Raw genomic sequence first — 26,942 nt, 5'->3', positions numbered from 1 at the left:
TCAGCCCTTCATCCCGCTCGTCGCGATGCCCTCGACGAAGTACCGCTGGCCGAGCATGAAGATGATCGCGATCGGCACGACCGAGATCACGAGGCCCGCGAACAGCACGCCGTAGTCGGTGTCGTACAGGCTCGAGACGAAGTTGTTCAGGCCGAGCTGCATCGTCCACAGGCTCGGGTCGCGCAGGTAGATGAGCGGCCCGAGGTAGTCGTTCCACGTGTTCACGAACGTCAGCAGCGCCAGGCTCGCGACGGCCGGGATCGACAGGGGCACCATGATGCGCCACCAGATGCCGTACTCGCTCAGGCCGTCGAGGCGGGCGGCCTCCGAGAGCTCCTCGGGGATCGTCTCGTAGAACTGCTTCATCAGGAACACGCCGAACGCACCGAACGCCTGCAGCAGCATGATCGACCAGAGCGTGTTCGCGAGCCCCGCGTTCGACAGCATGATGAACTGCGGGATCATGTACGACTGCCACGGCACGGCGATCGTGCCGACGTAGAGCAGGAACAGCATGTTGCGGCCGGGGAACCGGATGCGCGCGAAGCCGTACGCGGCGAACGAACCGGTGATCACCTGCAGGGCCGTGACCGAAAGCGAGATGATCACGGTGTTCTTGATCCAGGTGCCGATGTCGCTGCTCTCCCAGATCTCGACGTAGTTCGACCAGACGAACACCTCGGGGATCCAGCGGACGGGGACCGAGAACACCGAGTTGGCGTCCTTCAGCGAGCTCATCACCATCCAGAAGAACGGGGTCAGCATCGCGGCCGCGGCTACGATCAGCACGATGTAGAGCACCGCGCGGCCGATGGTCCGGCCACCGCGGCCCGCGGGCCGCGAGCGGTAGCCCGGCTCGAGCGACGTGCGCTTCTTGCGCGCCGGGGGCGTGACGAGCGCCATTGTCTCGCTCATTTGGCGTCCTTCCGCTGGTTCCACGTGAACTGCACGATCGTCACGATGAGGCACAGGAAGAAGAGCACGACGGAGGCGGCCGACGCGTAGCCGAACTCGTTCTCCTCGAAGCCCTTCCGGTAGATGAACTGGCTGATCACGGTCGTCGACTGGCCGGGGCCGCCGTTCGTGAGCACCAGGATGAGGTCGAAGATCTTCAGCGAGTTGATCGTGAGCATCACGGTCACGAAGAACATCGTGGGGCGCAGGCACGGGAGCGTCACGTTCCAGAAGCGCTGGAAGACGTTCGCTCCGTCCATCCGGGCGGCCTCGTGCAGCTCGCGCGGCACCGTCTGCAGCGCGGCGAGGAAGAGGACCATGTAGTAGCCCATGTCCTTCCACGTCGCGATGATCACGACCGCCGGCATCGACCACTCGGTCGACGTGAGCCATCCGGGCGGGTTGTCGATGCCGATGAAGCGGAGGAACTCGTTGATGGGGCCGTACTCGGGGCTGAACAGCAAGTTCCACACGAGCGCGATCGCGACGATCGACGTGATGTACGGGAAGAACGCGGCGGTGCGGAAGAACGCGACGCCGCGGAGCTTGTTGTTCAGCAGCAGCGCGATGCCGAGCGACGCGATGATCGTCAGCGGGATGTGGAGCACCGAGTAGTAGATCGTGTTCCAGAACGAGACGCGGAAGCTGCCGTCGCCGAGCAGGCGCGTGTAGTTGTCGAGCCCGACGAACTGCGACGAGCCGAAGATGTTCCAGTTGGTCAGCGACATGTAGAACAGCACGATCACCGGGATGAGCGTGAGGATCGCGAAACCGAGGAAGTTCGGCAGGATGAAGCTCCACCCGAGCAGGGTGTTGCGGGTCCGCAGCGCGGAACGCCGGCGTTTCGGCGTCGCGGTGGTGGTCATGATGCTCCTCAGGAAGGTCCCGGGCCCCTCGCGGGGCCCGGGACGGTTGTGCTGCGGGTCAGCCGACCTCGTTCGCGACGCGGCCCTCGGCGTCCGCGATCGCGTCGTCGACCGACGTGGACTCGGAGAGGATCGCCGAGTGCATGTCGTTCAGGATGTTCTGCACGGCCGCCGTCTTGTCCGACGTCGGGTTCTCGGGCAGGGTCTCGTGCGTCTGCACCGCGAACGTCGACAGCTCGTCCTCCGGCGCGCCCTCGGCGCTGAAGTACGCCTCGACGACCGGGTCGGTCAGCAGGGCCGGCGTGATGCCGATCTCGGCGAGGGCCGTGGCGGCCTCCTCGCTCGCGGCGAACTCGAGGAACTCCTTGGCGGCGTCGACCTTGCCCTCCGCGATGCCGGCGTTGATGCCGAAGCCCGTCGGGTCGCCGAACGTGACGGGCGTGCCGTCGGTACCAGTGGTGGACTCGTCCAGCTGCGGCGCCGGGGCGATGCCCCACTCGAAGTCGTCGGCCTCGCCGGACTCCTGCTGCGCGACGAGCGTCGCGACGTACCAGGTGCCCATCGGCATCATCGCGGCCTTCTGCGTGCCGAACTCGCCCTGGTAGGTGAGCTGGTTCGCGCCGACGGTGTTGAACGACTCCTGCAGGCCGTCATCCTGCAGCCCGAGCGAGAGCTCGTACGCCTCCTTGAGGTGGCTGTAGTCGCCGTCGAGGATGTCGGCGCCGTTCTGCGCGTTCGCGAAGCCCTGCACGACCGACTGCCAGCTGTGCTGGTAGGCGCCCTTGGCGCCGTCGAGGCCGTCGGTCAGGTCGGCCGCGGCCGCACGGTAGTCCTCCCAGGTCCACGAGCCGTCGGGCTCCTCGACGCCCGCCTGCGCGAAGAGGTCCTTGTTGTAGTAGAGCACCCACGAGTCCTGGCGGTACGGCGTCGCGTACGCCGCGCCGTCGACCTCGTACGAGTCGGCGCCGCCGATCCCATCGGGGAGCGCGACGTCCGAAACGTCGAGCAGCTGGCCGCCGCTCTGGAAGGTCGTGACGTACTTGACCTCCTTCTGCGTGATGATGTCGGGGCCCTTGCCCGCGGCGAGGTCCGCCGTCACGAGCGTGTTGTACTCGTTCGGGTCGTAGTCGACGATCTCGACCGTGACATCCGGGTTCTTCTCGTGGAACGCGTCGGCGAGCAGCTGGAACTCGGGCGTCGTGTCGATGCTCCACCCCGACATCGTCAGGGTGATCGAGCCGTCCTCGGCGACGCCGTCGTCGGCGCTGCCGCCGCCGCTGCAACCGGCGAGGGCGAGGGCCGCGACGGCCGTGCCTGCCGTGGCGATGATGATTCGTTTCATGGGGTGCTGCTCCTTCGCTGCAAGGGGTGGGGTTCAGGCTGCGGGCGACGCCCGCGGAGGTCTCAGGGGAGGTCGACGCGGGTCGTCCGGCCGTCGGGCCACGTGATCTCGGCCGCGCCGCCGGCCAGGGCGACCGCGGCGGAGGCCGCGTCGGGTTCGCGCGCGAGAACGAGCTCGCAGGCGATCCACTCGGGCACGGCGTCGGTTGTGAGGGCGGGGACCGCGGCGTCGGGGCCGAGCGGGCTCGCGTCGCGGCGGGGGATCACCGCCGGGGCGCCGCCGGCGGTGAGGGGCCGGATGACGGAGGCGACGGGCGCCGCGGGCGAACCGGCGGGAGGGGCGGTCGCGGCGGCGGCCTCGGCGCCGCGCACGGTGCCGGTCACGGCGTCGCCGGCGACGGGCCAGCCGCCCCAGCGCAGGTGCCATCCCGGCCGCGCGCCGTCGACGCGGGCGAGGCGCACCTCGCGCTCGCCGCGCACGACCGAGACGGCGGTGATGCGGCCGGCGGCCTCGGTGCGGCCCGTCAGGCCCGAGCCATGGCGCTTCTGGTCGTCCTCGAACGCCACCGTGTGGGCGTCCCAGCTCGACGCGGCGATCGCGGTGTCGCCGGCGACGCGCACGCCGAGCGGGCTCATGCCGGTGCGGTGCGTGGCCTCGCCGGCCGGGCCCACGAGGGCGAGCGACTGCTCGAGCGGCTCGCGCCAGCCCCGCTCGTCGAGCAGCGGGCTCGTCGCGGTCGAGTAGCCGAGGCGGGCGTAGAGCGGAGAGTCGGCGGCCGCCTCGCCCGGCTCGGCGTGGTCGGTGCCGTGGTTGACGACGCGCACGATGCCGTCGGCGCGCGTGCCCGACACGATCCATCCGGGGCTGGGGATCGCCCGCACGAAGTCGCCCCGCTCGATCGGCAGGGGCTCGGCTGGCGCCTTCCAGACCGGGTGGTCCGCCGGGAGGGCGAGCCCGATGAGGCCCTTCGACGCCCAGTACGGGGAGCCGGGGCCCGAGTACGCCTGGGCGAGTGCGCGCCACTCGCGGTGCCACCCGAGCGTGAGAAGGTCGTCGTCGTCGGGGGCGCCGTTCGCCTCGAAGTGCGCGACGATGCGGTTCGCGGCGTGCCGCAGGGCGCCGGGCGAGAGCGAGGGGACCTCGGCGAAGACGCCGGCCCAGAACGGCGCGGCGGCGGCGAAGCGGTAGATCAGGCTGCGGCCCTGCACGAGCGGCGAGCCGTCGCCGCCGACGAGGTGGATCGCGTCCTGCAGGTAGCGGTCGAGGGCGGCGACGTCGCGCGCGTGCCGGTCGCCGGCCAGCTCGGCGGCCCCGGTCATCCGGTGCCACAGAACGGGGTAGAGGTGCAGCGCCCAGCCGACGTAGTGGTCGTACGAGCGGCCGGCGCCGTCGGTCATCCAGCCCGCCTCCCGCGCGAAGCTGTCGTGCAGCGCGAGGTCAGCCGCGACGTCGTCGGGCGACCAGGGGCCGCCGACCGAGCGCAGGAAGGTCTGCACGACGACGCGGAACCAGAGCCAGTTCGTGCGCGGGTAGGTGTCGTCGCCGACGGCGGGCGCGAGGTAGTCGATCACGCGCGCCCGCGTGGTCTCGTCGAGCTGGTCCCAGATCCACGGGCGCGTCATGTCGAGGATGAGCGCGAGCGATGCCGCCTCGACCTTGGCCTGGGCGTGCTCCTCGAGCCGCACCCAGCGGTCGGGCGCCGCCGGGTCGACGCCCGTGCGGATGCCGTCGCAGAAGAACTCGATCAGGTCGTCGACGCCCTCGCCCCGTTCGCCCGCGATGCGGAACCCCGCCAGCAGGAACGTGCGCGCGAAGCCCTCGAGGCCGTCGACGTCGCGGCCGTAGCCGCCCTCGGCGCCCGGCGGGATGATGCGCCCGCGGCCGGGGGAGGCGTGCGCCATCGCGCCATCGAGCAGGCGGTCGGCGAACGCGGCCCACTGCGCCCGCGACCAATCGGCCTGGGGCGTGCGGGGTGCGTCGTCGGCAGTCACGGAGGTTCTCCTTCGAAGATCCGTCGGGGGTGACGTACAGGAGCGTAGCAATCAGGAACGTTCGTGCCAACACCTTTTTGAAGCAACATGATCGGTTATGATCGCTCTGTCGCCGACGACACCGAGGAGGATGCTGTGCCGGATCCCGAACTCCCCCTGACGGGTGCGCTCGCCGCGCTCGCCGGGGTCTCCGCCGCGTCCCTCCCCGCCGAGCTCGCGCGGCGGGTGGCGGCCGCTTCGGCGGGCGGGGCCGCGCCGGGCCTGCCTGCCATCGACCTCTCGCACGCCGACGCCGCGGCCCTCGCGCTCATCCGGGAGCGCGCCGGGCGTGCGCTGGGCACACCGTGGCCGCAGCCCCTCGCGAGCGATGCCGCGCGCTTCCACCGCGACGGCGACCGCGTCGCGTGGGAGACCCCCGCGTTCGCGCGGCAGCAGCGGCTGACGGACGCCGCCGTGCTCGCGGCCGCGACGGGTGACGAGCGGTGGCTCGCCGAGGTGCTCGACGGGGCGACGCTGCTCTGCGAGCAGTCGACGTGGTGCTGGCCCGCGCACGACGACGCGCGCGAGCGCCACGGCTCGGTGCTCGGGGTCGTCACCGACCCGTACGTCGACCTCGGCGCCGGCGAGGCGGCGGGGCAGCTCGCGTGGCTCGACCACGCCGTCGGCGCACGTGTCGAGGCGGCGTACCCGGGTTTCCGCGCCCGCCTGCGGTACGAGGTGCGCGCCAGGGTGATCGAACCGTTCCTGGCGCGCGACTGGTGGCGGTGGGTCGACTTCGACGGCCGGGTCAACAATTGGAACCCGTGGATCCACGGCAACCTCCTCGCGGCCGGCCTGCAGTTCTCCGGCGGCGACGAGCTCGCCCGCCTCCTCGCGCGCATCGTCGCGGGCCTCGACGTCTACGTCGCCGCTCTCCCGGCCGACGGCGCCGTCGACGAGGGCTACGCGTACTGGTGGAACGGCCCGTGCCGCCTGCTCGAGGCCCTCGACCTCCTCGCGCACGCGACGGGGCTCGACGCGGCGCGCGAGATCCCGTCGCTGCGCGAGACCGTCGCGTTCCCGCACCGGATGCACCTGGGCGGCGACTGGTACGTCAACGTCGCCGACGGCCAGGCCCGCCCCCGCGAGGCGCAGCCGTGGCACGCGCTGCACCGCGCGGCCCGCCGCCTCGGCGACCCGGACGCGGCCGCGTTCGCCGCGCGGCACAGGGCCGAGGCCGCCGTGCCGCCGCGCGACGGCCTCGGCCGCACGCTGCGCGGCCTCGCCGACGCCGAGTGGGCGGCCGCCGAGGGCGGCGACCCTCTGCCCCGGCGCACCTGGCTGCCGTCGACGCAGATGATGATCCTGCGCGAGCGCGCGGGCTCGGCATCCGGTCTCGCGGTCGCCGCCAAGGGCGGCCACAACGGCGAGAACCACAACCACAACGACGTCGGCTCGGTGATCGTCGCCTCGGGCGGTGTTCCCGTGATCGTCGATGCGGGCCGGCCCACCTACGATGCCAGGACCTTCGGCCCGGGCCGGTACGAGCAGTGGCCCATGCAGAGCGCGTGGCACAGCGCGCCGTTCGTGCGCGGGGCGGGCCAGCCGGACGGCGAGGCCTGGGCGGCCGAGGTCGTGGCCGCCGGCGGCGCGGAGCTGACGCTCGAGCTCGCCGGCGCATACGACGCGCCCGCGCTCGAGACCTGGCTCCGCACCGTCGCGCACGAGGGCGACGACGGCATCCGGATCAGCGACCGGTGGCGGTTCTCGGGCGATGCGTCGGGTTCCCCGACCGAGATCCGCTTCCTCATCGCCGGCGACGTCGAGCTCGCACCCGGCCGTGCGCGGATCACACCGCTGGCGGGCGCGCCGGCGATCGAGCTCACGTGGAACGAGGCGGCGCTTGCAGTGCTGACGCCCCGCGACCTCGACGACCCGATGCTGTCGGAGATCTGGGGCGCGCGCCTCGTCCGGCTCGATATCGATATCGCCGGCCTGACGGCACTGGATGTGCGCGTCCGTCAGAATGAACGAATCGGAGGGACCCACTCATGACCGACCAGACAGCTCGCCTCGCGGCGTCGCGGCGCGACGCGATCCTCGACGCCCTCGCCCGCACGGGCTCGGTCAGGGCCTCGGAGATGACCGCAGAGCTCGGCGTCTCGCCCGTCACGCTGCGGCGCGACCTGCAGCAGCTCGAGGAGGAGGGCCTCCTGCAGCGGGTGCACGGCGGTGCCGTCGCCCCCGCCGGGGGCGTCCCCGCGCGGCAGGCCCCCGCGGGGACGGCGACGATCGGCGTGCTCGTGCCGTCGCTCGATTACTACTGGCCGCAGGTCGTGCGCTCGCTCGAGGCGGAGTCGCGCGCCAGGGGCATCTCGGTGCTGCTGCGCGGAACCTCCTACGAGCTGCAGGACGAGCGGCCCGCGCTCGAGCGCATCGTGGCGCAGGGCGATGTCTCGGGGCTCATCGTCGCGCCCAACACCGACACCGAGTTCGCACCCGACGTGATCGACTGGCTCACGGCATCCGGTCTGCCGTTCGTCCTGGCCGAGCGCGACGCCGTGCGCCGGCCGAGCGGCGACCCCGTCGACTCCGTCACGACCGACCACGCCCTCGGTGCCGTGCTCGCGGCGCGGCACCTCGCCCAGCTCGGGCACCGCAAGGTCGGGCTCCTGATCTCGCGCAACTCGCCCACCTCGCGCAAGATCATCGCCGGCTGGACGACCGCGTGCCGCGAGCTCGGCCTGACGCCGGCCGACCACGTCGAGCGGGTGCTGCCCGACCGGGGCGACCCCGGCTTCTCGGCGGCCGTCAACGGCGTGCTCGACTCCGTGCTGGGGGCGGGCGTCACGGCGCTGCTCATCCACGCCGACCGCGAGGCCATGGCGATCGTCGACCTCGCGCTCGCGCGCGGCGTCAGCGTGCCGGGCGACCTGTCGGTCATCGCGTACGACGACGAGTTCGCCGAGCTGTTCACGCCGGCGCTCACGGGCGTCGCTCCGCCGCGGGCCGCGCTCGGCCGCGCAGCGCTCGAGTCGCTGCTCGCGCGCATGGACGACCCGTCGCGCCCCGCGCACCGCGTCACGATCAGCCCGAAGCTGAACGTGCGCGCGTCGACGACGGCGCCGAAGTGAGCCGGCTCCCGGATGCCGACATCCGGGAATGAACGGTTGTGAACGGTCTGCAAAGAGTGAACCTTGACGACCGTTTGCGAATGGCTATTGACTGAGTCGCGCAGTGCTCCACTGCACGCGCCCACCGCCGGGCGCGCCCCTCGAACGGCATCGCCGCCGCTTCCCGATGGAGATTCGCGACATGACTCTGAAACGACGTTCCTCCCTGCCCTCCGACAGACGCTCGCGCGGCCGCACCGCCGCGATCGGCGTCGCGGCCGCGCTGACGGCGGGGGCCATCGCCGCGCCCGCGGCCGCGAGCGCCGCGCCCGCCGACCCCGTCGAGGTCACGGTGTCGGGCGACGCGGTCGCCGCGGCGGCCGAGAGCCGCAACGGCCTCACCTTCAAGGGCTTCGGCGTGCTCTCCGCCAACTCGACGAGCTCGCTGCTGATGGACTACAAGGCCGAGCACCCCGAGAAGTACTGGGAACTCCTGACGACGCTCTACGGCGGCGACCACCCGATCATGACGACCGTCAAGATCGAGATGGGGAACGACCGCAACACCTCGACGGGGCCGAACGCGGCCACGATGCGCAGCCGCGACGAGTACCCGAACGTGATGCGCGAGCCGGGCTTCCAGCTCGCGGCCGACGCGCAACGGGTCGCGGAGGGCGACGTGCACCTCAGCATCCTGCGCTGGCGGACCCCTGCCTGGGTCGCCGACAAGGCCGATGAGTACCTCTGGTTCAAGAACACGGCGCTCGCCGCCTACCGCGAGTACGGCATCATGGTCGACTCGATCAACCCCGACTACAACGAGACGCACGACCCCGACGAGGGCGCGATCATCGACTTCTCGGCGAAGCTCGCCGCCGACGAGTCGGGCTACGAGGGCGCGACGGCCGACGACCCGAACAACGGCTTCGCGTCGGAGGAGGAGCGCGAGCTGTTCCATGCCATCCGGACCGTCGCGGGCGACACCGTCGGGACCCCGCCGACGAGCTTCGGCGACCAGCTGACGAACCCGGATGACCCGGCGCTGCGCGACGCCGTCGACATCGTCGGCTTCCACTACTCCAGCGCCGACGACGCGAACGGCAACATGACCAGGGCCGCCGAGGAGCTCGACCTCGAGGTCTGGAACTCGGAGGGGCAGGCGACGTTCTCGAACTCCGCCGACCGACCGCACAACACGAACGACGACGGCGCCGGCGGCGCGGGCACCGACATCGGAGGTGTGAACAGCGCCCTCGAGATGGCGAACTGGATCACGACGGGCTTCGACGCCTCGCGCCGCACGCTCACGATCTACCAGCCCGCGATCGGCTCGTTCTACGACGGCTTCCAGTACTCGTCGAAGGAGCTCGTCAGCGCGCGCGACCCGTGGTCGGGCTGGCTCTACTACGACGCCGGCCTCGGCGTGCTGCAGCACTTCACGCAGTTCGCGGAGATCGGCTGGGAGAACCCGACGGGCGACCCGGATGCCGAGGGCATCTGGCGCGCGATCCCCGAGGCGTCCGGCAGCACGCTCGGGCGCGGCAACCCGCCGAGCGGCGCCCGCGAGGGCGGTGACTCGTACACGACCCTCGCGGCTCCCGACGCGAGCGACTTCTCGACCGTGATCGTCAACGACAGCTCGTACGAGCGGACCTACGAGATCACGGCGGACGACCTCGCGATCGGCGACGACGCGACCATGGAGGTCTGGGAGACCAGGGCCGCCGACGCGGGCGAGGCGTACGACGCGAACTACCTCGCGCCGGTCGGCGAGATCGCGCCGTCCGGCGGCACCTACACCGTCACGGTCGCGCCGTGGTCGGCCGTGACCGCGACGACGCTCGACCTCGCCGAGGCCGGCGACGACGGTGCGCTCGCCCCGCGCGAGGGTGCGGGCAACAAGCTGCCCACCTCGCCCGAGCCCACCGCGGAGGGCGGCGGCCGCGATGTTCTCGACACCGACGACACCGGCCGGGGCAACGGCGCAACGGGCGACGGCGTGCTCTATGCCGACGACTTCGACTACGCGGGCGCCCCCGACATCCGGACCTACGACCCGGAGACGGGCGAGCTCGTCGACTCCGGCGAGGGGTACCTCGACTCCCGCGGGGCGAAGGCGAAGCCTGATGGAACGCCGGCCGCGCGGGCGGAGGACGCCGGCGCGACGCCGCGCTACACGAACGACACGAACGGCGCGTTCGAGTCGGTCGACACCGGCGACGCCGAGCGCGGCCGCGTGCTGCGCCAGCAGGTCGGGCCCGACATGGTCGGCAGCGCCTGGACCTCCGGCGACCCGATGACGACGATCGGCGACGCGCGCTGGGCCAACTACACCGCATCCGTCGACGTTCTGTTCGAACCAGGGTCCGGCAGGTACGCCTCGATCGGCGCGCGCGAGCAGGGCGGCACCTCGAACGGCCAGAACGTCTCGGCCGCCGAGCTGCGCGTCGACCCCGAGGGCGCCTGGTCGCTGCGGCGCTACGGCGATGTCGTCGCGAGCGGCGCGGCCTCCGAGGTTCCCGAGACGGGCTTCCGCACGGGCTCGGACGTCTGGAACACGATCGCCGTGCGCGTTGCGGGCGACACGTACACGGCGCTGATCAACGGGGCCGAGGTCGGCGAGTACGTCGACCCGTCGCCGCAGGCCGCCGGCCGCGTGCAGCTCGGGTCGTCGTTCGCGTTCACGCAGTTCGACGACCTGAGGATCGAGACCATCGACGGGTACACGCCGTACTACACCCACATCGTCGACGGCATGCACCAGTCGAGCTGGGCCGATTCGTCCCAGCCCGTGCTCGAGTTCGACGACCGGTGGCGCCACCTGAACGGCCGCGGCATGTACGAATGGCAGCGGTCGAGCAGCTTCAGCACGGGCGAGGGTGCGAGCCTGAGCTACACGTTCTCGGGCACGGGGCTCGACATCATCGGCAGCAACGGCGGCGAGGCGACCCTCGACGTCACGGTCGACGGTGAGCCAGTGCTGCTCGGCGCCCCGACCCTCGCGGCCGGCACCGAGACGACGGCGTTCCCGCTGCGCGGCCTTGCCGACGGCGAGCACACCGTGACGTTCGCGACCGCGAACGCCGCCGAGTTCAACGTCGACGCCGTGGGCGTCGTCGAGGCGAACGCCGACGCGGCGGAGCTCGACCTGGCGCCCCTCGAAGCGGCGATCGCGCGCGGTGAGGAGCAGAAGCGGGGCGGCAGCGACCCGGATGAGTGGGCCGTCGTCGAGGCGACGCTCGCGCAGGCGAAGGCCGCCGTCGCCGACGCCGGCGCGTACGGCCTGGACGCCGAGGGCGCGGCGGGGCTGACGCAGCGCCTCGACCGCGCCGTCGAGCAGCTGACGGCGCTCGACGTCGAGGAGGTCGGCCTGGCGGGCGCCGTCGACACGGAGCAGGAGCTGCCGGCGACCGTGGTCGTCGACGGCGAGGAGCGCGAGGTGACGTGGGACGAGGAGTCGGTCGGCGCCGAGCGCACCCCGTACGAGACGCTCGCGGTGCGCGGCGTGCTCGACGCACGCACCGCCGTCGAGGCCGAGTTCGAGGTCGTGCCCACGGGCATCCGGTACTACATCGACGCGGGCACGGGCGGTGAGGACTCCCCGCAGTACGCCGCCGTGAGCGGTGCTTTCCCGGGGCTGCTCAACGACGCGGTCGACCGGGCGTCGGGAGCGGAGGGCCAGTGGGGCCACCTCGCGGAGGGCGTGAACCGGAAGGACGGCACCGACCTCGCCGACAAGTACTCGACGGGGAATTGGCAGGCCGGGCCCGATCTGCGCTACCGGCTGCCGCTCGAGGCGGGCACGTACACGCTGACGGCCGGCTTCACCGAGTGGTGGAGCACGACGCGGCCCCTGGCGCAGTCGGTCTCCGTCGGCGGCGAGGAGCTGGCCTCGGGGGCGATCGACCTCTCGGGCGCCAACAGCCGGGTCTCGGGTGATCTGACGTTCACGCTCGAGGAGGACGCGACCGTCGACTACCTCGTCACCCGAGAGGGCGTCGGGTCGTCCGACCCCGTGATCTCGTGGCTCGCCGTCGCGGGCGAGGCGGACTCCGAGCGGCTCGTACTCGAGCCGGAGGCCACGACCCGGATGATCGGCAAGAGCGTCGCGCTCGTGGCGACGGTCGCCAACGCCGACGACACGGTCGCCGACATCACGGTCGAGACGGAGTACGGCTCGAAGACGTTCGAGAACGTCAAGCCGGGCCGCACGGTGTCGGCGGCGTTCAGCACGCGCCAGCCCGAGATGCCGGCCGGCGAGATGACGGTCACCGGCACGGGCGACGACGGCGCGACGTATGAGGGGGTCGTCGCTTACGACGCCGCGGGGTGACGGCGCCGCGTCGCCCACGGGCGGTGAGCCCGCGACCCGCGCGAAGCGGGGCGCGGGCTCGCCGCCCGTCTCGGGGCCTGCCGCCGACACGAGGCGCTCAGTATCCCGGGGATAGCATCGTCGACGGTGTGTTTCCGGCCAGCGGCGAATGAGGCGAGACGATGACGGCGCAGTGGGTGCATGCGGATTGGCAGCTGATCGAGGACGACGAGCCGGACGCACCCGCGTTCATCGGGGTCAGCTGGGGCATCGGCGTGATCGACGAGCCGCTCGAGCGCGTCGGCGCCCTCGGCACGGCGCTCGGCGCGCTGCGCGACGAGCTCGCGCGCCCCGTCGAGCTCGGGCCGGGCCTGACGGGGCTCCCCGAGATCGTCGTCGACCTCGACACGGACACGTGCGCCCTGAGCATCCGGGGCAGGGCGGACGTCGTGCGCAGCGCCTGGGCGCGCATGGGAACGCTGTTCGCGGCCGACATCGTCGGCGAGGGGGCGACCGAGGTGCCGGCGCCGCAGCTGCCGTGGGCGACGGACCTCGCCTTCCGCACGGGCGTGAACTCGGCGCCGTTGGCGCAGATCCACGCGCGCCGCCCCGACCTGCACGAGCGCGCCGCAGACGTCCTGCGCCGCCTCGACCCGGGGGCGGGCGACGTGCCGCGCGCCTTCTGCACGAACCGTGCGGAGCTCGTCGGGCTCGCGTACGGCACGGGGGCGGCCCCGCGCGCCGATGCGCGCGCGTGGCCGGACGGCTCGCCGTACCCGGTGCTCGGCGGCGCGGGCGGCGATGCGCAGCGCCCCGGCGTCATCCCCGACACCGACACGTCCGCGCTGTGCTCGTTCCTCGTGCCCCGCACGTCCGACGGGTTCGGGGCGGCGCAGCTGCTGCGCAATCAGATGCTGGAGGCCTTCCGCGCGGCCGGCGTGCAGACGCCCCAGGTGGGCGTCGCGATGCGCGGGATGGGGCCGGCGCTGCACGTGACGATCATGAGCGACCCGCAGCCGAGCGACGAATTCCGGTACCAGGTGCTGTCGCGCTTCGCGCACCGGGCGACGATGATCCCGGATACGTGGGTCGACGAGGTCGCCGGCGGCACGCTCGGTGACTGGCCCCGCCGCGATGCCGTCGTGCGCGGCACGGCCGACGACGCGCCGGCGACGCCCCACGGCGTGCGGCTCGCGCTCGTCGATGCCGCGGCCACGATGCACCTCGCGCTCGACCCGAAGACCGCGCCCGACGGCGACGAGGGGGCGCGGCGCCTGCTCGCCGACTACCCGCCGCTGTTCGAGCTCGCGCAGCGCGTGCACGGGAAGATGTTCCGCGCCTGGCGGCTCGACGCGCCCGGCGACCACCCGACGCTGCAGGTCAACCACGTGCGGGTCGGCGCGCACACGCTGTCGTGCAGCGTCGTGGCTGGCGGGCTGTCGTACACGTACGTCGCGAACGTCTCCGAGCTCGTCGCGGTCGTCGAGGATCCGTCGGGCGGCCTGCGGATCGTCGACCGCGCCCTGAACATGGTCAGCCTCAACCCCGAGCTGTTCCGGGGGCGCCGCCGGCTGCTGAAGCGGCTCGACCGCGCGCTCGCCGGGGTGCCGCGGCTGAGCACGCCGGTCGCGCCGCTGTCGCGCGAGGAGTTGCGCACGTGGACCCGCAAGGCGAGGCGCGGCACGAGCGGCCGCGTCACCGCCCTCGTCCTGCTGGTGCTGCTCATCGCGGGGTGGAACATCGTCCCGCGCCTCCTGGAGGACGCCGCCGACCCGGTGCGCGCGATGGGCGAGACCGTGGGCCTCGCCGGCGGCGCGACCATGAGCGTCTCCGACGCCGACGCGCGGGCTGCGGGCGACGGCGTCGTCGGTTACCAGGTGCGCGTCGAGTTCTGCGGCGGCCCTGCCGCGAGCAACGTCGGCCCCGGCGACTTCCTCCCGAGGCTCGCCGACGAGACGGTGCCGCGGGTGGCCCCCGTCGACGGCGATCTCGAGCGGGCCGCCGTCGCGGCGGGCGAATGCGTCGACGGCACGCTGACGTACGGCACGGAGGGCGACAGCGTGCAGGACTTCACGGTGCTCTACACCGACACCGAGGGCGCGCAGGTCACCTGGAGCTCGGCCGAGTAGTCGGCACCGCCCGGATGGCGCGACCGGCGTCGGGCGACCCGTGCGCCGCTCCGCGGAGACCCGCGCGCCGAGCCGCCGCCGGTGGGGCCGTGCTCCGACAGCGACGTGCCCGCCGCGACATCGCGTCACGGCGGGCACGTCGTCATGCGGGAGGCCTCAGCGTCGGGCGACCGCCACCCCGCGCGGCGGGAGCGCCGCGCCGCCCAGCAGGTAGTCGCCCTCCGGGAGCCGCACCTCGTCGTCGCCGCGGTTGATGTAGAAGTCGAAGCGGCCGTTCGCGCCCGTGCGCGAGACGAGCTCGACCCTGCCCCGCAGCGCCTCGGGCAGCTCAGGATGCACGCCCGCGTGCGCCAGGACATCCGGGACCAGCGCCGCCAGGCCGTCGGTTCCCAGACGCGTGGAGACGTAGGTCGCGGAACCATCGCCGACGGTGCGACGCGTGACGGCGGCGCCGAGCTCCTCGTGCTCGTACGAGGCGAGCACCTCGACGCCGTCGGCGGTGACGTCGACGGGCTCGCTCCAGATCGTTCCGGCCGCGCCGTTCGAGAGGGCGACCTTCTCGTCCTTCCACAGCGGGCGGAACTCCTCGACGCGCACGCCGAGGAGCTCGCGCAGGGCGCCGGGGTAGCCGCCGAGCCACACGTGGTCGTTCTCGTCGACGATGCCGGAGAAGTACGTCGCCACGAGGTGGCCGCCGCCCGCGACGAACGCCTCGAGCGCCTCCCGCAGCGGCGCAGGCACGCTGTAGAGCACCGGGGCGACCACCAGGCGGTAGCCCGCGAGGTCGGCGTCGGCCGGCACGACGTCGACGCGCACGCCGGCATCGGTGAGGGCCGTCCACCACTCGAGCGCCTCGCGGCGGTACCGCAGCAGCTCGGTCGGGTGCGAGTCGAGCTCGGCGCCCCACCACGACTCCCAGTCGAACAGGATGGCGACCTCGGCCTGCGCGCGGTCGGAACCGGCGACGGCGTCGAGCCGGCGCAGGGCAGAGCCGAGCGCGACGACGTCGCGGAACAGCCGGGAGTCCTCGCCCGCGTGCGGAACCATCGCCGAGTGGTACTTCTCGGCCCCCGCCGCCGACTGGCGCCACTGGAAGAAGCAGACCGCGTCGGCGCCGTGGGCGACGTGGGTCAGCGAGTCGCGGGCCAGCTCGCCCTGCCGCTTCGGCCGGTTGACGGGCTGCCAGTTCACGGCGCTCGTCGAGTGCTCCATCAGGAACCACGGCCGGTGCCGCGCGACGCCGCTCGTGATCGCCGCCGAGAACGCCAGCTCGTCGCGATCGACCGTGACGTAGTGGTCGTTCGAGACGAAGTCGATCTCGCGCGCCATCTTCGCGTAGTCGGCGTGGCGGGTGTCGCCCACGATCATGAAGTTCGTCGTCACGGGGACATCCGGCGTGATCCGGTTCAGGATCTCGCGCTCGGCCACGAGGTGATCGGTGAGGGCGTCGGACGAGAAGCGCAGGAAGTCGAGCTGCTGCGTCGGGTTCGGGAAGCTGGCGGCGACCCGCGGAGGCAGCACCTCGTCGAACGAGCCGTAGCGCTGCGCCCAGAAGGCCGTGCCCCACGCGTCGTTCAGGCCGTCGACCGTGCCGTAGCGCTCGGCGAGCCAGGCGCGGAACGCGCGGGCCGCGTCGTCGGAGTAGTCGTACGCGTTGTGGCAGCCGAGCTCGTTGTTGACGTGCCAGGCGACGATCGCCGGATGGTCGGCGTAGCGCTCCGCGAGCTTCGTCACGAGCTCGAGGGCGTAGCGGCGGAAGACCGGCGAGGTCGGGCGCCAGTGCTGGCGGCCGCCCTGCGAGAGCACGGTGCCGTCGGCCGTGACGGGCAGCACCTCGGGGTGCGCGATCGTCAGCCACGGCGGCGGCGAGGCCGTCGCGGTCGCGAGGTCGACGCCGATGCCGCTCTCGTGCAGCAGGTCGATGACGTCGTCGAGCCAGGCGAAATCCCACTCGCCGGGGGCCGGCTGCAGCTTCGCCCACGAGAAGATCGCGATCGAGACGACGTCGACGCCCGCCTCCTTCATCAGGCGCACGTCTTCGTCCCACACCTCCCGCGGCCACTGGTCGGGGTTGTAGTCGGCGCCGTACGAGATGCGGGGCGCGGTTCCTTCTGGCGTGCGGAGCCAGCGGTGAGTCTGCATGGGGTCCTTCGTGTCGATGTGCGGGCCGGACGTTCGCCGGCGCCCGTTCCGGTGACGCGGATCGACGGACGATCGCGGGGCCGGGGCGACCTGCGTCACCGGAACGGCGGGGTGGGCGGGGGTTACTCGACCGTGAAGCCCTGGTCGTTGCCGTAGGTCACGAGCGCGTCCTGCCACGCCGTGAGGCCCTCGGCGATCGTGCCGTCGCCGTTGTAGGCGGAGCCGACGGCGTCGTTGAAGACGCTGTTCGCGTACACCTGGTACGGCAGGTACTGCCAGCCTTCGACGACGTTCGCCGACGATTCCGACAGGATCTCGTTGGCCTTCTGGCCGCCGAAGTACTCGAACTCCTTTGCGAGGAACTCCTCCGACTCGAGCTCGGCGACGGTCGACGGGAAGCCGCCGCCGTCGATCCGGATCTGCACGCCGTCACCGTTCGCCGCGAACTCGAGGAAGTCGTAGGCGAGCGCCTTGCTCTCGCTCGCCTCCATGACGCTCATCGCGCTGCCGCCGTTCTCGGCGGTCGCCGTGCCGCCCTCCTCCCACTGCGGCATCGGCGCGACCCGCCAGTCGCCGGCGGCGTCGGCGACGCCGGTGGAGAAGTTGCCGGGCATCCACGCGCCGATCGTGAGCGTCGCGATCGTGCCGTCGCCGAGACCCTGGTACCACTCGTCGCTCCACGATGAGATCGGTGCCACGAGGTCCTCCTCGAGGAGCTGCTGCCAGAACTCGGCGAACTCGGCCGAACCGGCGTCCTCGAGGTCGATCGCGACGTCGGTGCCCTCGGACTGGAACGGCTGACCGCCGGCCTGCCAGATCATCGACGTCGTGAACCCGGCGTCGCCGGTGTCGTTCGTGATGTACATGTCGGGGTCGGCCTCGTGCAGCGTGCGCGCCGCCTCGAGGTACGCCTCCCAGGTCGTCGGCACCTCGATGCCGTGCTCGTCGAAGACGGCCTTGTTGTAGAAGAGCGCCATGGGGCCGGAGTCGAGGGGCAGGCCCCAGACTCCGTTGCCGCCGTAGGTGACGGCGCCCCACGGGCCCGGCGCGAAGGCGTCGCCGATGCCGTCCGCGCCGAACTCGGTCAGGTCGGCCAACGACTCGCCGATCGCGAACTGGGGGAGCGCGTAGTACTCGACCTGCGCGAGGTCGGGCACGCCGGATCCGGCCGTGATCGCGTTCTGCAGCGCCGTGTACTGGTCGTTGCCGGTTCCGGCGTTGACGACCTCGATCGTGACGTCGGGGTTCGCCTCCTCGTACGCCGCGGCGATCGTCTCGACCGTCGGGTCCCACGCCCAGACGGTCAGCTCGCCGCCCTCGGCGGCCGCGTCATCCGGGTTCTCGCCCGTCGGCTCGCCCCCGCCGGAGCATCCGGCGAGCGCGAGCGCCGCGACGCCCGCGAATGCGGTGCCCGCGAGAACGCGGCGGGCGGTTCTGCTGCTGAAGATGGTCATGTTCACTCCGTTGTGTGGTGGTGCGGATGGATGGGGCGGGTCGTCATTCCTTCACGGATCCGGCAGCCAGCCCCGACTGCCAGAAGCGCTGCATGAACAGGAACGCGACGATCAGGGGTGCGATCGTGAGGAGCGAGCCGGTGAGCACGAGGTTGAAGATCGCCTCGCCTCCCGCCGTCGCGGCCTGCGCGTTCCACTGGTTGAGGCCGAGGATGAGCGGATACCAGTCGGCATCGCGCAGCATGATCAGCGGCAGGAAGTAGTTGTTCCAGGTCGCCACCATCGTGAACAGCAGGACCGTGATGGTGCCGGGCGCGAGCAGCGGCATGCAGACCTGCCAGAAGGTGCGGAACTCGCTGGCGCCGTCGATCCGGGCGGCCTCCATCAGCTCATCCGGAATCGCCTCGCGCGCGAAGGTCCACATCAGGTAGAGCCCGAACGGCGAGATGAGCGACGGGATGAGCACCGACCACGGCGTGTTGGTGATGCCCATCTGGCTGAACATGAGGAACGTCGGCACAGCGAGGGCGGTCGGCGGCACGGCGACGGCGCCGATGACGACGGCGAACACGATCTTCTTGCCGGGGAACTCGAACTTCGCCAGGGCGTAGCCGCCGAGCACGGCGAGCAGCGTCGCGCCGCCCGCGCCGACGATGACGTACAGGAGCGTGTTGCCGAACCACCGCAGGAAGATGCCGTCGTCGTAGGTGAGGGTGCTCGCGATGTTCTCGAACAGGGCGAACTCGCCGCCGAACCAGAGCCCGAAGGTCGAGAACAGGTCGGACTGGGTCTTCGTCGAGTTGATGAACAGCCAGACGAGGGGCACGAGCGAGTACACCAGCACGACGCCCGTGAGGATCGTGAGCGTGAGGCTGCGGCGGGGCCGATCGATCGTGCCGAGGCGGCCGCGGCGCTGCGTGCGGGTCGCACCCGTGCGCAGCGTGATGAGGGAGGTCGTGGTCATGTCAGGCGTCCTTCCGCATCCCGCGCAGCTGCACGACGTAGGCGATGATCATCGTGATGACGCCCATGATGATCGCGACGGTCGCCGAGTAGTTGAGCTGCTGGCCCTGGAAGGCGAGCGAATAGGCGTAGAGGTTGGGCGTGAACGACGTCGTGATCGAGTTCGGCGCGAGCGATTGCAGGATGCTCGGCTCGTTGAACAGCTGGAAGCTGCCGATGATCGAGAAGATCGTCGCGATGACGAGCGCGCCCCGGATGGCGGGGAGCTTGATCGCCCGGATCACCTGGAACTGGTTCGCGCCGTCGATCGCGGCCGCCTCATACAGCGACGACGGAATGACGCGCAGCGCCGAGTAGAAGATGAGCATGTTGTAGCCCATGAACTCCCACGTGACGATGTTGCCGATCGACGCGAGGATCAGCTCGGGCGAGAGCAGGTTCGGCAGGTCGATGCCGAAGAAGGTCTCGAGGTTGCTGACGAGGCCGAAGCGGTCGCCGTACATGAAGCCCCACATGAACGAGGCGACGACGGCCGGGACGGCGTAGGGCAGGAAGATCGACAGGCGGAAGAAGTTGCGGCCGTACAGGCGGGCGCTGTCGATCGAGAGCGCGACCAGCAGCGACAGGAACAGCATGATCGGCACCTGGATCGCGAGGAACAGCGCGACCCGGCCGATGCCCTGCCAGAGCAGCGGGTCGGTGAAGGCATCGGCGTAGTTGTCGAGCCCGACGAAGCTCGTGCCGCCGACGAGCTGCGTGTGGAAGAAGCTGAGCCAGATCGCGTAGATGATCGGTGCGATGAAGACGAGCGCGAACACGATGGCGAACGGGCCGAGGAACGCCCACCCGGTCCACCTCCCGCGGGGCCTGGCCCGTCGTGCCGGGGCGGCCAGTGACGTCGATGTCATCCGTGTCCTTCGCTTCGCTGCTTGGATGTTTACGCAAACATCGCACGCTAGAGTACAACGGAGCAGGAGAATCCACAACGACAGCGAGCCCAGATGCCCCCTTCGCCGCGCAGCCGCCGCGTTTCGATGGCCGATGTCGCCGCGCACGCCGGGGTGTCGGCGCAGACGGTGTCGCGCGTCGCCAACGGAACGGGCGATGTGGTCGAGGCGACCCGCGCCCGCGTCATCCGCTCGATGGACGAACTCGGCTACCGCCCGAACAGCGCCGCGCGGGCGCTCAAGCTGGGGTCGTTCCGCACGATCGGGGTGCTCTCGCAGACGCTGTCGACGATCGGTGATGTGCGCACGATCGAGGCGATCTCGCTGAACGCCGCCGAGGAGGGGTACGCGACGACCCTGATCCCGGTGCACGCCACGAAGCTCGCGGAGGTCGACAGGGTGTTCTCGCGCGTGCAGGAGCTCGCGGTCGACGCCCTCATCCTGAACCTCGAGTCGCCGCACCTGGCGCACGCGGAGGCGATGCTCCCGCCCGGGGTTCCCGTGGTCTACATGGACCCGGATGTCGAGGGCCAGGTCGTCATCGACACCGATCAGGAGGGCGGCGCGCGCACCGCGACGGAGCACCTGCTCGGGCTCGGGCACGAAGTGGTGTGGCACCTGGCGGGGCCTGCCGAGTCGCGGCCGGGCGCCCGGCGCATCGCGGGGTGGCGGGCCGGGCTGGCCGACGCCGGCGTGGAGGCGCCGCCGGTCATCCACGGCGACTGGAGCGTCTGGTCGGGCTACGAGCTCGGGCGCGAGCTGGCCGCGCGGCCGGATGTCACGGCCGTGTTCTGCGCGAACGACCAGATGGCGCTCGGGCTGTACCGCGCGCTCGGTGAGGCCGGCCGGTCGGTGCCGGGCGACGTGAGCGTGATCGGCTTCGACGACACGGCGGACGCCCGCGGATACGCGCCCGCCCTCACGAGCGTGCACCACGATTTCGGCGAGGTCGGCCGGCTCTGCGTCGCCGCGGCGCTGGCCCTCGCCCGCGGCGAGCACCCCGACCCCCTGGCGGTCGTGCGCACCGAGCTGCGCGTGCGCGACAGCACGGCCGCACCGCGGTAGCCGCCGGCCCGCGGTAGCCGGCGGGCCCGCACGTGTCGCGGTCGCAACTGCTGCCCATCCGGGTCGGATGTGGGGGGCAACGGTTGCGACCTCGGCCGCTGGCCCCCGATCGGGGTCGCAGTTGTTGCCCATCCGGGGCGGTTGCCCGGTCGGGGCGGTTGAGGGGGCGACAGGTGCGACTGTGGGCGTCAGCCGCCGTTCGAGGTTGCCGTTGTTGCCCACTCGGCACGGCTGCGGGGGCGACGAGTGCGACTTCGGGCGGCGCCTAGCCGGCGACCTTCGGCATGTTCCAGGCGTGCCAGCTCGTGATCCGGATGAGGACGCTCTGGCTGTCGCGCTCGCGGTCGGCGTACGGGCGGCCCGTGTAGTGCTCGGCGATGCGGTCGATGTCGACCATCCCCTCGTCCTCGCGGAACTCGACGACCTCGCCGGAGACGGACACGTGCGAGTACCAGTCGTCGGTGGCGAAGATCGTCAGCGCGACGTGCGGGTCCGCGCGCATGTGCTTCATCCGGGCGCGCGTGGCGTCGAGGTTGAGCAGGATGTGCTGGTCGTCGACGAGCTCGTACCAGGTGGCGGCGGTGCTCAGCTCGCCGTTCGGGCGGATCGTCGCGACGACGCACTTGTTCGGCTGGCGCAGCGCATCGAGGTACTCGGCGGGCAGGGGCGTGCGGGGCATGGGGTCTCCTTCTCGCGGGGTGGTCGGCTCCAGCCTATGAGTGCTGCGGGAGGGGAGGACGGGGCGATCACAACGCAGTCGATTCGCGTGGTCCGCCGCGTGTGCGGGGAGTTTCTGGCTCCGCGGCGTCGGATCGACTGCGTTGTGTCCGCCGTCCGCCCGACCCTTGCCAATCCGGACTCGGTCCGATTGACTGATGTTTGCGCAAACACGGGCGGCTCGACGAAGAGCCGCCCCACGAAGGAGTGACGGTGAGAACAGCGATGAGTGCTGCGGCCGGGGGAATCCTCGCGGCCGCTCTGGTGGCGTCGGCGGTCGTGCCGGCGAGTGCGGAAGTGCCATCCGGCGACCCGACGACGTACGAGTCGTTCCCCGCGGTCGCCGACCCCGGCGACCGGCACGAGGACTACTTCGAGCCGCTCTGGCTCGACGACAACGGCAACCACATCCAGGCCCACGGCGGCCAGATCGTCGAGACGGAGGAGGACGGCGAGACCGTCTACTACTGGTACGGCGAGGACCGCTCGAACGGCTATTTCAACAGCCCCGGCGTGCACGCGTATCGCTCGACGGACGCGATGAACTGGACGGACGAGGGCCTCGTGCTGCGCTCCGTGCAGAACGCCGACGAGCTCGCGGGGGACTACTTCGACGCGCTCTACGACACCGTCGATGACGCCGGCCAACCGCGCACCGAGCGCATCGCGGAGCTGAACTACCACCTCAACAGCAACGAGCTCGCCGACTACACGACGATCTTCGAGCGCCCGAAGGTGCTCTACAACCAGCAGACCGACAAGTGGGTGCTGTGGTGGCACTCCGACGGACGCACGACGCCCGGTGGCAGCACGTACGCGCGCTCCATGGCCGGCGTCGCGGTCTCCGACAGCCCGACCGGCCCGTTCGAGCTGACGGGCGTGTACCGGATGCCGAACCGCACGGACTACAAGGCGTGCACGCAGGCGGCGGTGCCGGGCCAGGCCCGCGACATGACGGTGCATCAGGAGCCCGACGGGTCGGCGTACATCGTGTACTCGTCGGAGGAGAACCGCTCGCTGTACATCGCGCGGCTGAACGACGATTACACGAACGTCACGCACACGACCGATACGGACATGGCGAACGCGCACCAGTTCTCCGCCAACGGCGAGTACCCGTACCTGTTCGCGGACGGCACGGCCGAGGCGCCCGTGCGCGGCGAGGACTTCCAGATCGTGAAGGAGTGCGGCATGCTCGAGGCTCCCGCCGTCTTCACGCACGGCGATCGCTACTACGTGGCGGCATCCGGAGCGACCGGATGGGCGCCGAACCCGCAGACCTATCACACCTCGGACAGCCTGATGGGCCCGTGGATCCGCGGTGTCGAGGCGGATGACGAGCACGAGAACGTCGCGTACGACGCGATCCCCGAAGGCGGCGATGGCCTGCTGTCCGTCGGCGACAGCCGGGGCACGACCTTCGGCTCGCAGTCGACCGATGTGTTCGACCTGGGCGGCGGCCGCCACGTGTACATGGGCGACCGCTGGAACCGCGGCGAGGCCGATTCGACCTACGTGTGGCTGCCGATCACGATCGGCGAGAACGGCGTCGCGCAGATGCGCAACCCGGCCGTCGAGGACCCGGAGCGCTGGGGCACCGGATGGGACGCGTCGTACTGGGACGACAAGGGCGCGGGCGACGGCGTGTGGAGCGTGGTCGACGACCGGCTGCCCGCGCAGGTCGCCCCCGGCGAGGACTTCGGTGCCCAACTGCCGGCGACCGTTCCGGTCGACGTCGACGGGGCCGCGGGCGAGGTCGAGGTGACGTGGAGCGCGACGCGCTTCGACACCCTCGGAGAGCACACCATCACGGGAACGCTCGCGAGCGACGACACCTTCGGCGAGGGCCGCACGTTCACGCGCACGATCGAGGCCCACATCGACGGCATCGAGAACCTGGCGCCGTCATCAGACGTCACGGCATCGAGCAGGCAGGAGCTCGCCCCGACGCTCACCGACGGGGACGTGACCGGCAAGGGGTGGGACGACTGGGTCGCCGGTGGCGCGCATCCGCTGTCGAGCACGCTCGAGTTCTCGTGGACCCTGCCGCAGGACGTCGACAGCGTCGTCGTGAACACGTACCAGGACGGCCCGGATGCGACGTGGCCGGCGCGCATCGATGCCGAGTACCGCGACCTGACCGGGCAGTGGGTCGACACCGAGATCGGCGTCGACCTCGCGCAGGATCCGGCGGCGGGCCCGCCGGTCGCGGAGCTCGACCTGGCGGGTCTGCCCGCGACGACGGGCGTGCGCCTGGGGCTCACGACCGAGACGGTGACGTGGCAGTCGATCTCCGAGGTGCAGATCTGGGGCGCGGCGAGCGGCGCCGATGTGTGCAGCGCCGATGGCACCGTGCTCACGGCGTCGTTCCATCAGACGGACTGGGAGGTGATGCCGGCCGAGTTCGCGTGCGATCGCGACGGAGCCACGGCCTGGTCGACGTGGGACGGGGAGGACCTGCATGACCGGGCCGTGCTGACCGTCGAGCCGCAGGAAGCGCACACCCTCGACCGCGTCGCATTCACCAACGTCGAGGGCACGATCGAGTCGGTCGGCATCGAGTACCGCGATGCCGCGGGACAGTGGCATCCGACGACGGCACAGGGCGTCGCGCCCGCCGCCAACGGGGCGCTCACGACGATCGCGTTCGACGCGGTGGAGGCATCCGCGGTGCGCCTCACCTTCGAGACGCCTGGCTCGTACCTGAAGATCCCGTCGCTCGGCATCGGCTCGGGCGGCGCCGAGCCATCGACGGTCGAGGCGGCCGCGCAGCTGCGCTGCGTCGGCGCGAAGGCCCACCTCGTGGTCACGGCGACGAACACGGGCGGCGCCGAGGCCGACCTGCGCGTGGAGACGGAGTACGGCGCGCGGACCCTGTCGGGCGTCGCCCCGGGCGCCTCCGAGTCGACGACGTTCCACACCCGCGCGTCGGAGCCGGCGCCGGGCGAGGCGACGGTGTCGACGGCGGGCGCGCGGGCGACGGCGGCCTACGAGGCGACGGCTTGCGGCTGACCCCACACCCCGCCGCCGTCGCGGATGACGCGCTATGGATCGCACGGAAAGCGCGGATTCTGATACGGCGGCGGTGGGGGCCGGGTGCCCCTAGGCAAGCCTGCTCCGAAAGGAGTCGCCGAGGTCGCAGATGACGCGCTCCGGATTGCCCGGAGGGCGCGGATTCTGAGACGGCGGCGGTGGGCGGGGGGTTAGGCCGCGCAGTCTGCGAGCAGCTCCGCGGCCGTCGCACGCAGCTGCACCGCTTCATCCGGGGCGAGGCTCTCGGCGATCGCCGCGAGCAGGATGACGACGCCGACGGCGCCGGCATCCGGATGATCGAGGTGGTCGGCCGCCACGTAGCTGGCGCGGCCGCGTCGGGCGGACATGTCGCGGGTCGCCCGCGCGCCGTCGGCCGCTGCCGCGACGAGGGCGTCGACCGTCGTCGCGCCGCTCTCCGCCGCAGCGTGGAGGGGGTCGACGAGCGTGCGGTCGCCCGGGAACGCGCCGCCGACGCGGCGGATGCGCTCTTCGCCGTTCCGGATGCCCGCGAGCAGCGTGGCAGCCGGATCGCCCCCGCGGGCGACGGCCGCGTCGATCGACGAGACGAGCAGCCCGATGAGCGGGCCGCTGGACCCGCCGACGTGGTCGAGGAACGCGGTTGAGAGGGCGGCGAGTCCCGCGCGCTCCGCGGATCCGCCCGGCTCCGCGGCGAGACGCTCGGCCGTGCGGCACGCGTTGCGCAGGTTGTCGCCGAAGTCGCCGTCGCCCGCGCGCTGGTCGAGGGCCGTCAGTGTGTCGAAGGCATCGTCGACCGACGCCGAGAGCCGGGCCAGGAGCGGGTCTGCGCTCGCCGCATCCGGTGCGTGGTCTGACGCGGCGGCGTCGGGGCGGGCCGGGCGCCGATAGGGCGTGAGGGCGGGGAAGCCGGACGTCCCCGTCTCGGTGAGCCACAGCGCGAGGCGCTCGTCGTCGCTGCGCGTGATCGTGACGGAGAAGCCGTGCATGTCGAGTGAGGACACGAACGTGCCGACGGCCATGCTGTCGATCATGATGCCCGCGGCCTCGAGCGCGTCACCCGTGAGCGCTGCGAGGGCATCGAGCTCCAGGGGCGTGGTCGCGCCGAGCCCGTTGACGACGACGATGGCCCGGCCGGGCCTGTCGGGCAGGGCGGCGAGGATGCGGGCGACCATGTCGGGGACGAGCTGCTCCGCGGGCCGGATCGGCACGACATCCGGTGCCGCCTCACCGTGGATGCCGATGCCGAGCGCCATCTCGCCGGGCGCGAGGTCGAAGGCGGGGAGGCCGGAGGCGACGGATGTCAGCGGCCGCGTCGCGGCGGCCAGGCTTCGCGACTCGGCGGCGGCGCGGTTGCCGAGGGCCTCGAGCGCGTCGAGGTCGGCGCCGGTGTCGGCCAGGGCGCCGAGCAGCTTCTCGACGACGAACGTCGCTCCGGTGCCGCGGCGCCCGACGCCGGAGCCGTCCGTGGCGATGTCGTCGTCGACGATCACGCGGCGGGCGGGGATGCCCTCCTGCTCCAGGCGCTCGGCGGCGATCGCGAAGTTGATGACGTCGCCCGTGTAGTTCTTCACGATGTGCAGCACGCCGCCGGGCTTCGCGGCGGCGCGGCTCGCCTCGAACACCTGGCGGTTGTGCGGGCTCGCGAACACGCGTCCCGGCACGGCCGCGTCGAGCCCGCCCCGACCGACGAAGCCGACGTGCAGCGGCTCGTGCCCCGCCCCGCCGCCCGAGACGAGCGCGACGCGGCGCCCCGAGGCGGGGTCGGCGGCCGTGACGAAGAGCGGCTCCTCGTGCAGCTCGAGCCCCGGCGTGGTCGCGCAGTGGCCCCGGAGGGCCGTCAGTACGAGGTCGTCCTCGGGCAGGAAGAGGGGGCTCGTCGGCGTCGTCGCGGTGGTGCTCACGGTGCCGACGATACGGGAGGACGCCCCCGCGCCGACAGGCCTGACTCCGGATGAA

Annotated in this window: 16 protein-coding genes; 6 read left to right on the top strand and 10 right to left on the bottom strand. The window is 71.9% G+C overall.

All coding sequences use genetic code 11. The features are described from left to right. The 4 genes from C0010_RS03315 to C0010_RS03300 form a co-directional block, all read right to left on the bottom strand. Positions 1–915, bottom strand: a complete 915-nt coding sequence (locus C0010_RS03315; protein WP_198410790.1) for a carbohydrate ABC transporter permease — start codon at positions 913–915, stop codon at positions 1–3. Then, positions 912–1,820 carry a carbohydrate ABC transporter permease gene (locus tag C0010_RS03310; protein WP_105565645.1) on the bottom strand — a complete coding sequence of 303 codons (909 nt, stop codon included), beginning with the start codon at positions 1,818–1,820 and terminating at the stop codon, positions 912–914. Before C0010_RS03310 ends, C0010_RS03315 begins: the two co-directional genes overlap by 4 nt. A 58-nt stretch (positions 1,821–1,878) precedes the next feature. After that, a complete protein-coding gene (locus C0010_RS03305; protein ID WP_105565644.1) occupies positions 1,879–3,162 on the bottom strand; it encodes an ABC transporter substrate-binding protein in 1,284 nt (427 codons plus the stop codon). Positions 3,163–3,224: 62 nt separating this feature from the next. After that, positions 3,225–5,153, bottom strand: a complete 1,929-nt coding sequence (locus C0010_RS03300) for a DUF2264 domain-containing protein (RefSeq protein WP_105565643.1) — start codon at positions 5,151–5,153, stop codon at positions 3,225–3,227. 135 nt (positions 5,154–5,288) lie between these two features. On the opposite strand from C0010_RS03300, the gene C0010_RS03295 reads away from it, so the two are divergent. The 4 genes from C0010_RS03295 (at position 5,289) to C0010_RS03280 (ending at position 14,686) form a co-directional block, all read left to right on the top strand. After that, complete coding sequence (locus C0010_RS03295; protein ID WP_158685250.1) at positions 5,289–7,187, top strand: heparinase II/III domain-containing protein; 1,899 nt, start codon at positions 5,289–5,291, stop codon at positions 7,185–7,187. Next, positions 7,184–8,266, top strand: coding sequence for a substrate-binding domain-containing protein (locus tag C0010_RS03290; RefSeq protein WP_105565641.1), 1,083 nt, complete (start codon positions 7,184–7,186; stop codon positions 8,264–8,266). The genes C0010_RS03295 and C0010_RS03290 overlap by 4 nt, the downstream gene beginning before the upstream one ends. 181 nt (positions 8,267–8,447) lie before the next feature. Next, positions 8,448–12,578 (top strand): family 16 glycoside hydrolase, encoded by a 4,131-nt coding sequence (locus C0010_RS03285; protein ID WP_158685248.1) that lies wholly within the window; start codon positions 8,448–8,450, stop codon positions 12,576–12,578. A 161-nt stretch (positions 12,579–12,739) separates the two neighbouring features. Next, entirely contained in the window at positions 12,740–14,686 is a 1,947-nt protein-coding gene (locus tag C0010_RS03280; RefSeq protein ID WP_105565639.1) for a hypothetical protein, read from the top strand. Positions 14,687–14,842: 156 nt separating this feature from the next. Here C0010_RS03280 and C0010_RS03275 read toward each other — a convergent pair whose 3' ends face one another. The 4 genes from C0010_RS03275 to C0010_RS03260 form a co-directional block, all read right to left on the bottom strand. Beyond that, complete coding sequence (locus C0010_RS03275) at positions 14,843–16,828, bottom strand: beta-galactosidase (protein ID WP_105565913.1); 1,986 nt, start codon at positions 16,826–16,828, stop codon at positions 14,843–14,845. A gap of 122 nt (positions 16,829–16,950) precedes the next feature. Then, the gene (locus C0010_RS03270; protein ID WP_105565638.1) at positions 16,951–18,282 is read right to left on the bottom strand and encodes an ABC transporter substrate-binding protein; all 1,332 of its coding nucleotides are present in this window, start codon (positions 18,280–18,282) and stop codon (positions 16,951–16,953) included. A gap of 43 nt (positions 18,283–18,325) precedes the next feature. Beyond that, positions 18,326–19,246: a carbohydrate ABC transporter permease gene (locus tag C0010_RS03265; protein ID WP_105565637.1), complete on the bottom strand. Its 921-nt coding sequence runs from the start codon at positions 19,244–19,246 to the stop codon at positions 18,326–18,328. Position 19,247: 1 nt separating this feature from the next. Beyond that, positions 19,248–20,153 carry a carbohydrate ABC transporter permease gene (locus tag C0010_RS03260; RefSeq protein WP_105565636.1) on the bottom strand — a complete coding sequence of 302 codons (906 nt, stop codon included), beginning with the start codon at positions 20,151–20,153 and terminating at the stop codon, positions 19,248–19,250. Between the two features lie 93 nt (positions 20,154–20,246). On the opposite strand from C0010_RS03260, the gene C0010_RS03255 reads away from it, so the two are divergent. Beyond that, positions 20,247–21,257, top strand: a complete 1,011-nt coding sequence (locus tag C0010_RS03255; RefSeq protein ID WP_105565635.1) for a LacI family DNA-binding transcriptional regulator — start codon at positions 20,247–20,249, stop codon at positions 21,255–21,257. Positions 21,258–21,522: 265 nt separating this feature from the next. On the opposite strand, the gene C0010_RS03250 is transcribed toward C0010_RS03255, so the two are convergent. Continuing rightward, entirely contained in the window at positions 21,523–21,936 is a 414-nt protein-coding gene (locus C0010_RS03250) for a pyridoxamine 5'-phosphate oxidase family protein (RefSeq protein WP_105565634.1), read from the bottom strand. Positions 21,937–22,187: 251 nt separating this feature from the next. On the opposite strand from C0010_RS03250, the gene C0010_RS03245 reads away from it, so the two are divergent. After that, positions 22,188–24,986, top strand: a complete 2,799-nt coding sequence (locus C0010_RS03245; RefSeq protein ID WP_232531702.1) for a family 43 glycosylhydrolase — start codon at positions 22,188–22,190, stop codon at positions 24,984–24,986. Between the two features lie 191 nt (positions 24,987–25,177). On the opposite strand, the gene C0010_RS03240 is transcribed toward C0010_RS03245, so the two are convergent. After that, positions 25,178–26,887, bottom strand: a complete 1,710-nt coding sequence (locus C0010_RS03240; RefSeq protein WP_105565632.1) for a dihydroxyacetone kinase subunit DhaK — start codon at positions 26,885–26,887, stop codon at positions 25,178–25,180. Between the last annotated feature and the right edge of the window lie 55 nt (positions 26,888–26,942).

The organism is Microbacterium halophytorum (genome assembly GCF_002970975.1).
Classification (GTDB): domain Bacteria; phylum Actinomycetota; class Actinomycetes; order Actinomycetales; family Microbacteriaceae; genus Microbacterium; species Microbacterium halophytorum.
Note: the sequence above shows the minus strand (reverse complement) of the source record. Positions and strands in the feature narration are given on the sequence as shown.

What these genes read in the sequence shown, in the direction of transcription:
- C0010_RS03315 (WP_198410790.1), bottom strand. Translation starts at nt 915, where the DNA reads ATGAGCGAGACAATGGCGCTCGTCACGCCCCCGGCGCGCAAGAAGCGC.
- C0010_RS03310 (WP_105565645.1), bottom strand. Translation starts at nt 1,820, where the DNA reads ATGACCACCACCGCGACGCCGAAACGCCGGCGTTCCGCGCTGCGGACC.
- C0010_RS03305 (WP_105565644.1), bottom strand. Translation starts at nt 3,162, where the DNA reads ATGAAACGAATCATCATCGCCACGGCAGGCACGGCCGTCGCGGCCCTC.
- C0010_RS03290 (WP_105565641.1), top strand. Translation starts at nt 7,184, where the DNA reads ATGACCGACCAGACAGCTCGCCTCGCGGCGTCGCGGCGCGACGCGATC.
- C0010_RS03285 (WP_158685248.1), top strand. Translation starts at nt 8,448, where the DNA reads ATGACTCTGAAACGACGTTCCTCCCTGCCCTCCGACAGACGCTCGCGC.
- C0010_RS03280 (WP_105565639.1), top strand. Translation starts at nt 12,740, where the DNA reads ATGACGGCGCAGTGGGTGCATGCGGATTGGCAGCTGATCGAGGACGAC.
- C0010_RS03275 (WP_105565913.1), bottom strand. Translation starts at nt 16,828, where the DNA reads ATGCAGACTCACCGCTGGCTCCGCACGCCAGAAGGAACCGCGCCCCGC.
- C0010_RS03270 (WP_105565638.1), bottom strand. Translation starts at nt 18,282, where the DNA reads ATGACCATCTTCAGCAGCAGAACCGCCCGCCGCGTTCTCGCGGGCACC.
- C0010_RS03265 (WP_105565637.1), bottom strand. Translation starts at nt 19,246, where the DNA reads ATGACCACGACCTCCCTCATCACGCTGCGCACGGGTGCGACCCGCACG.
- C0010_RS03260 (WP_105565636.1), bottom strand. Translation starts at nt 20,153, where the DNA reads ATGACATCGACGTCACTGGCCGCCCCGGCACGACGGGCCAGGCCCCGC.
- C0010_RS03255 (WP_105565635.1), top strand. Translation starts at nt 20,247, where the DNA reads ATGCCCCCTTCGCCGCGCAGCCGCCGCGTTTCGATGGCCGATGTCGCC.
- C0010_RS03250 (WP_105565634.1), bottom strand. Translation starts at nt 21,936, where the DNA reads ATGCCCCGCACGCCCCTGCCCGCCGAGTACCTCGATGCGCTGCGCCAG.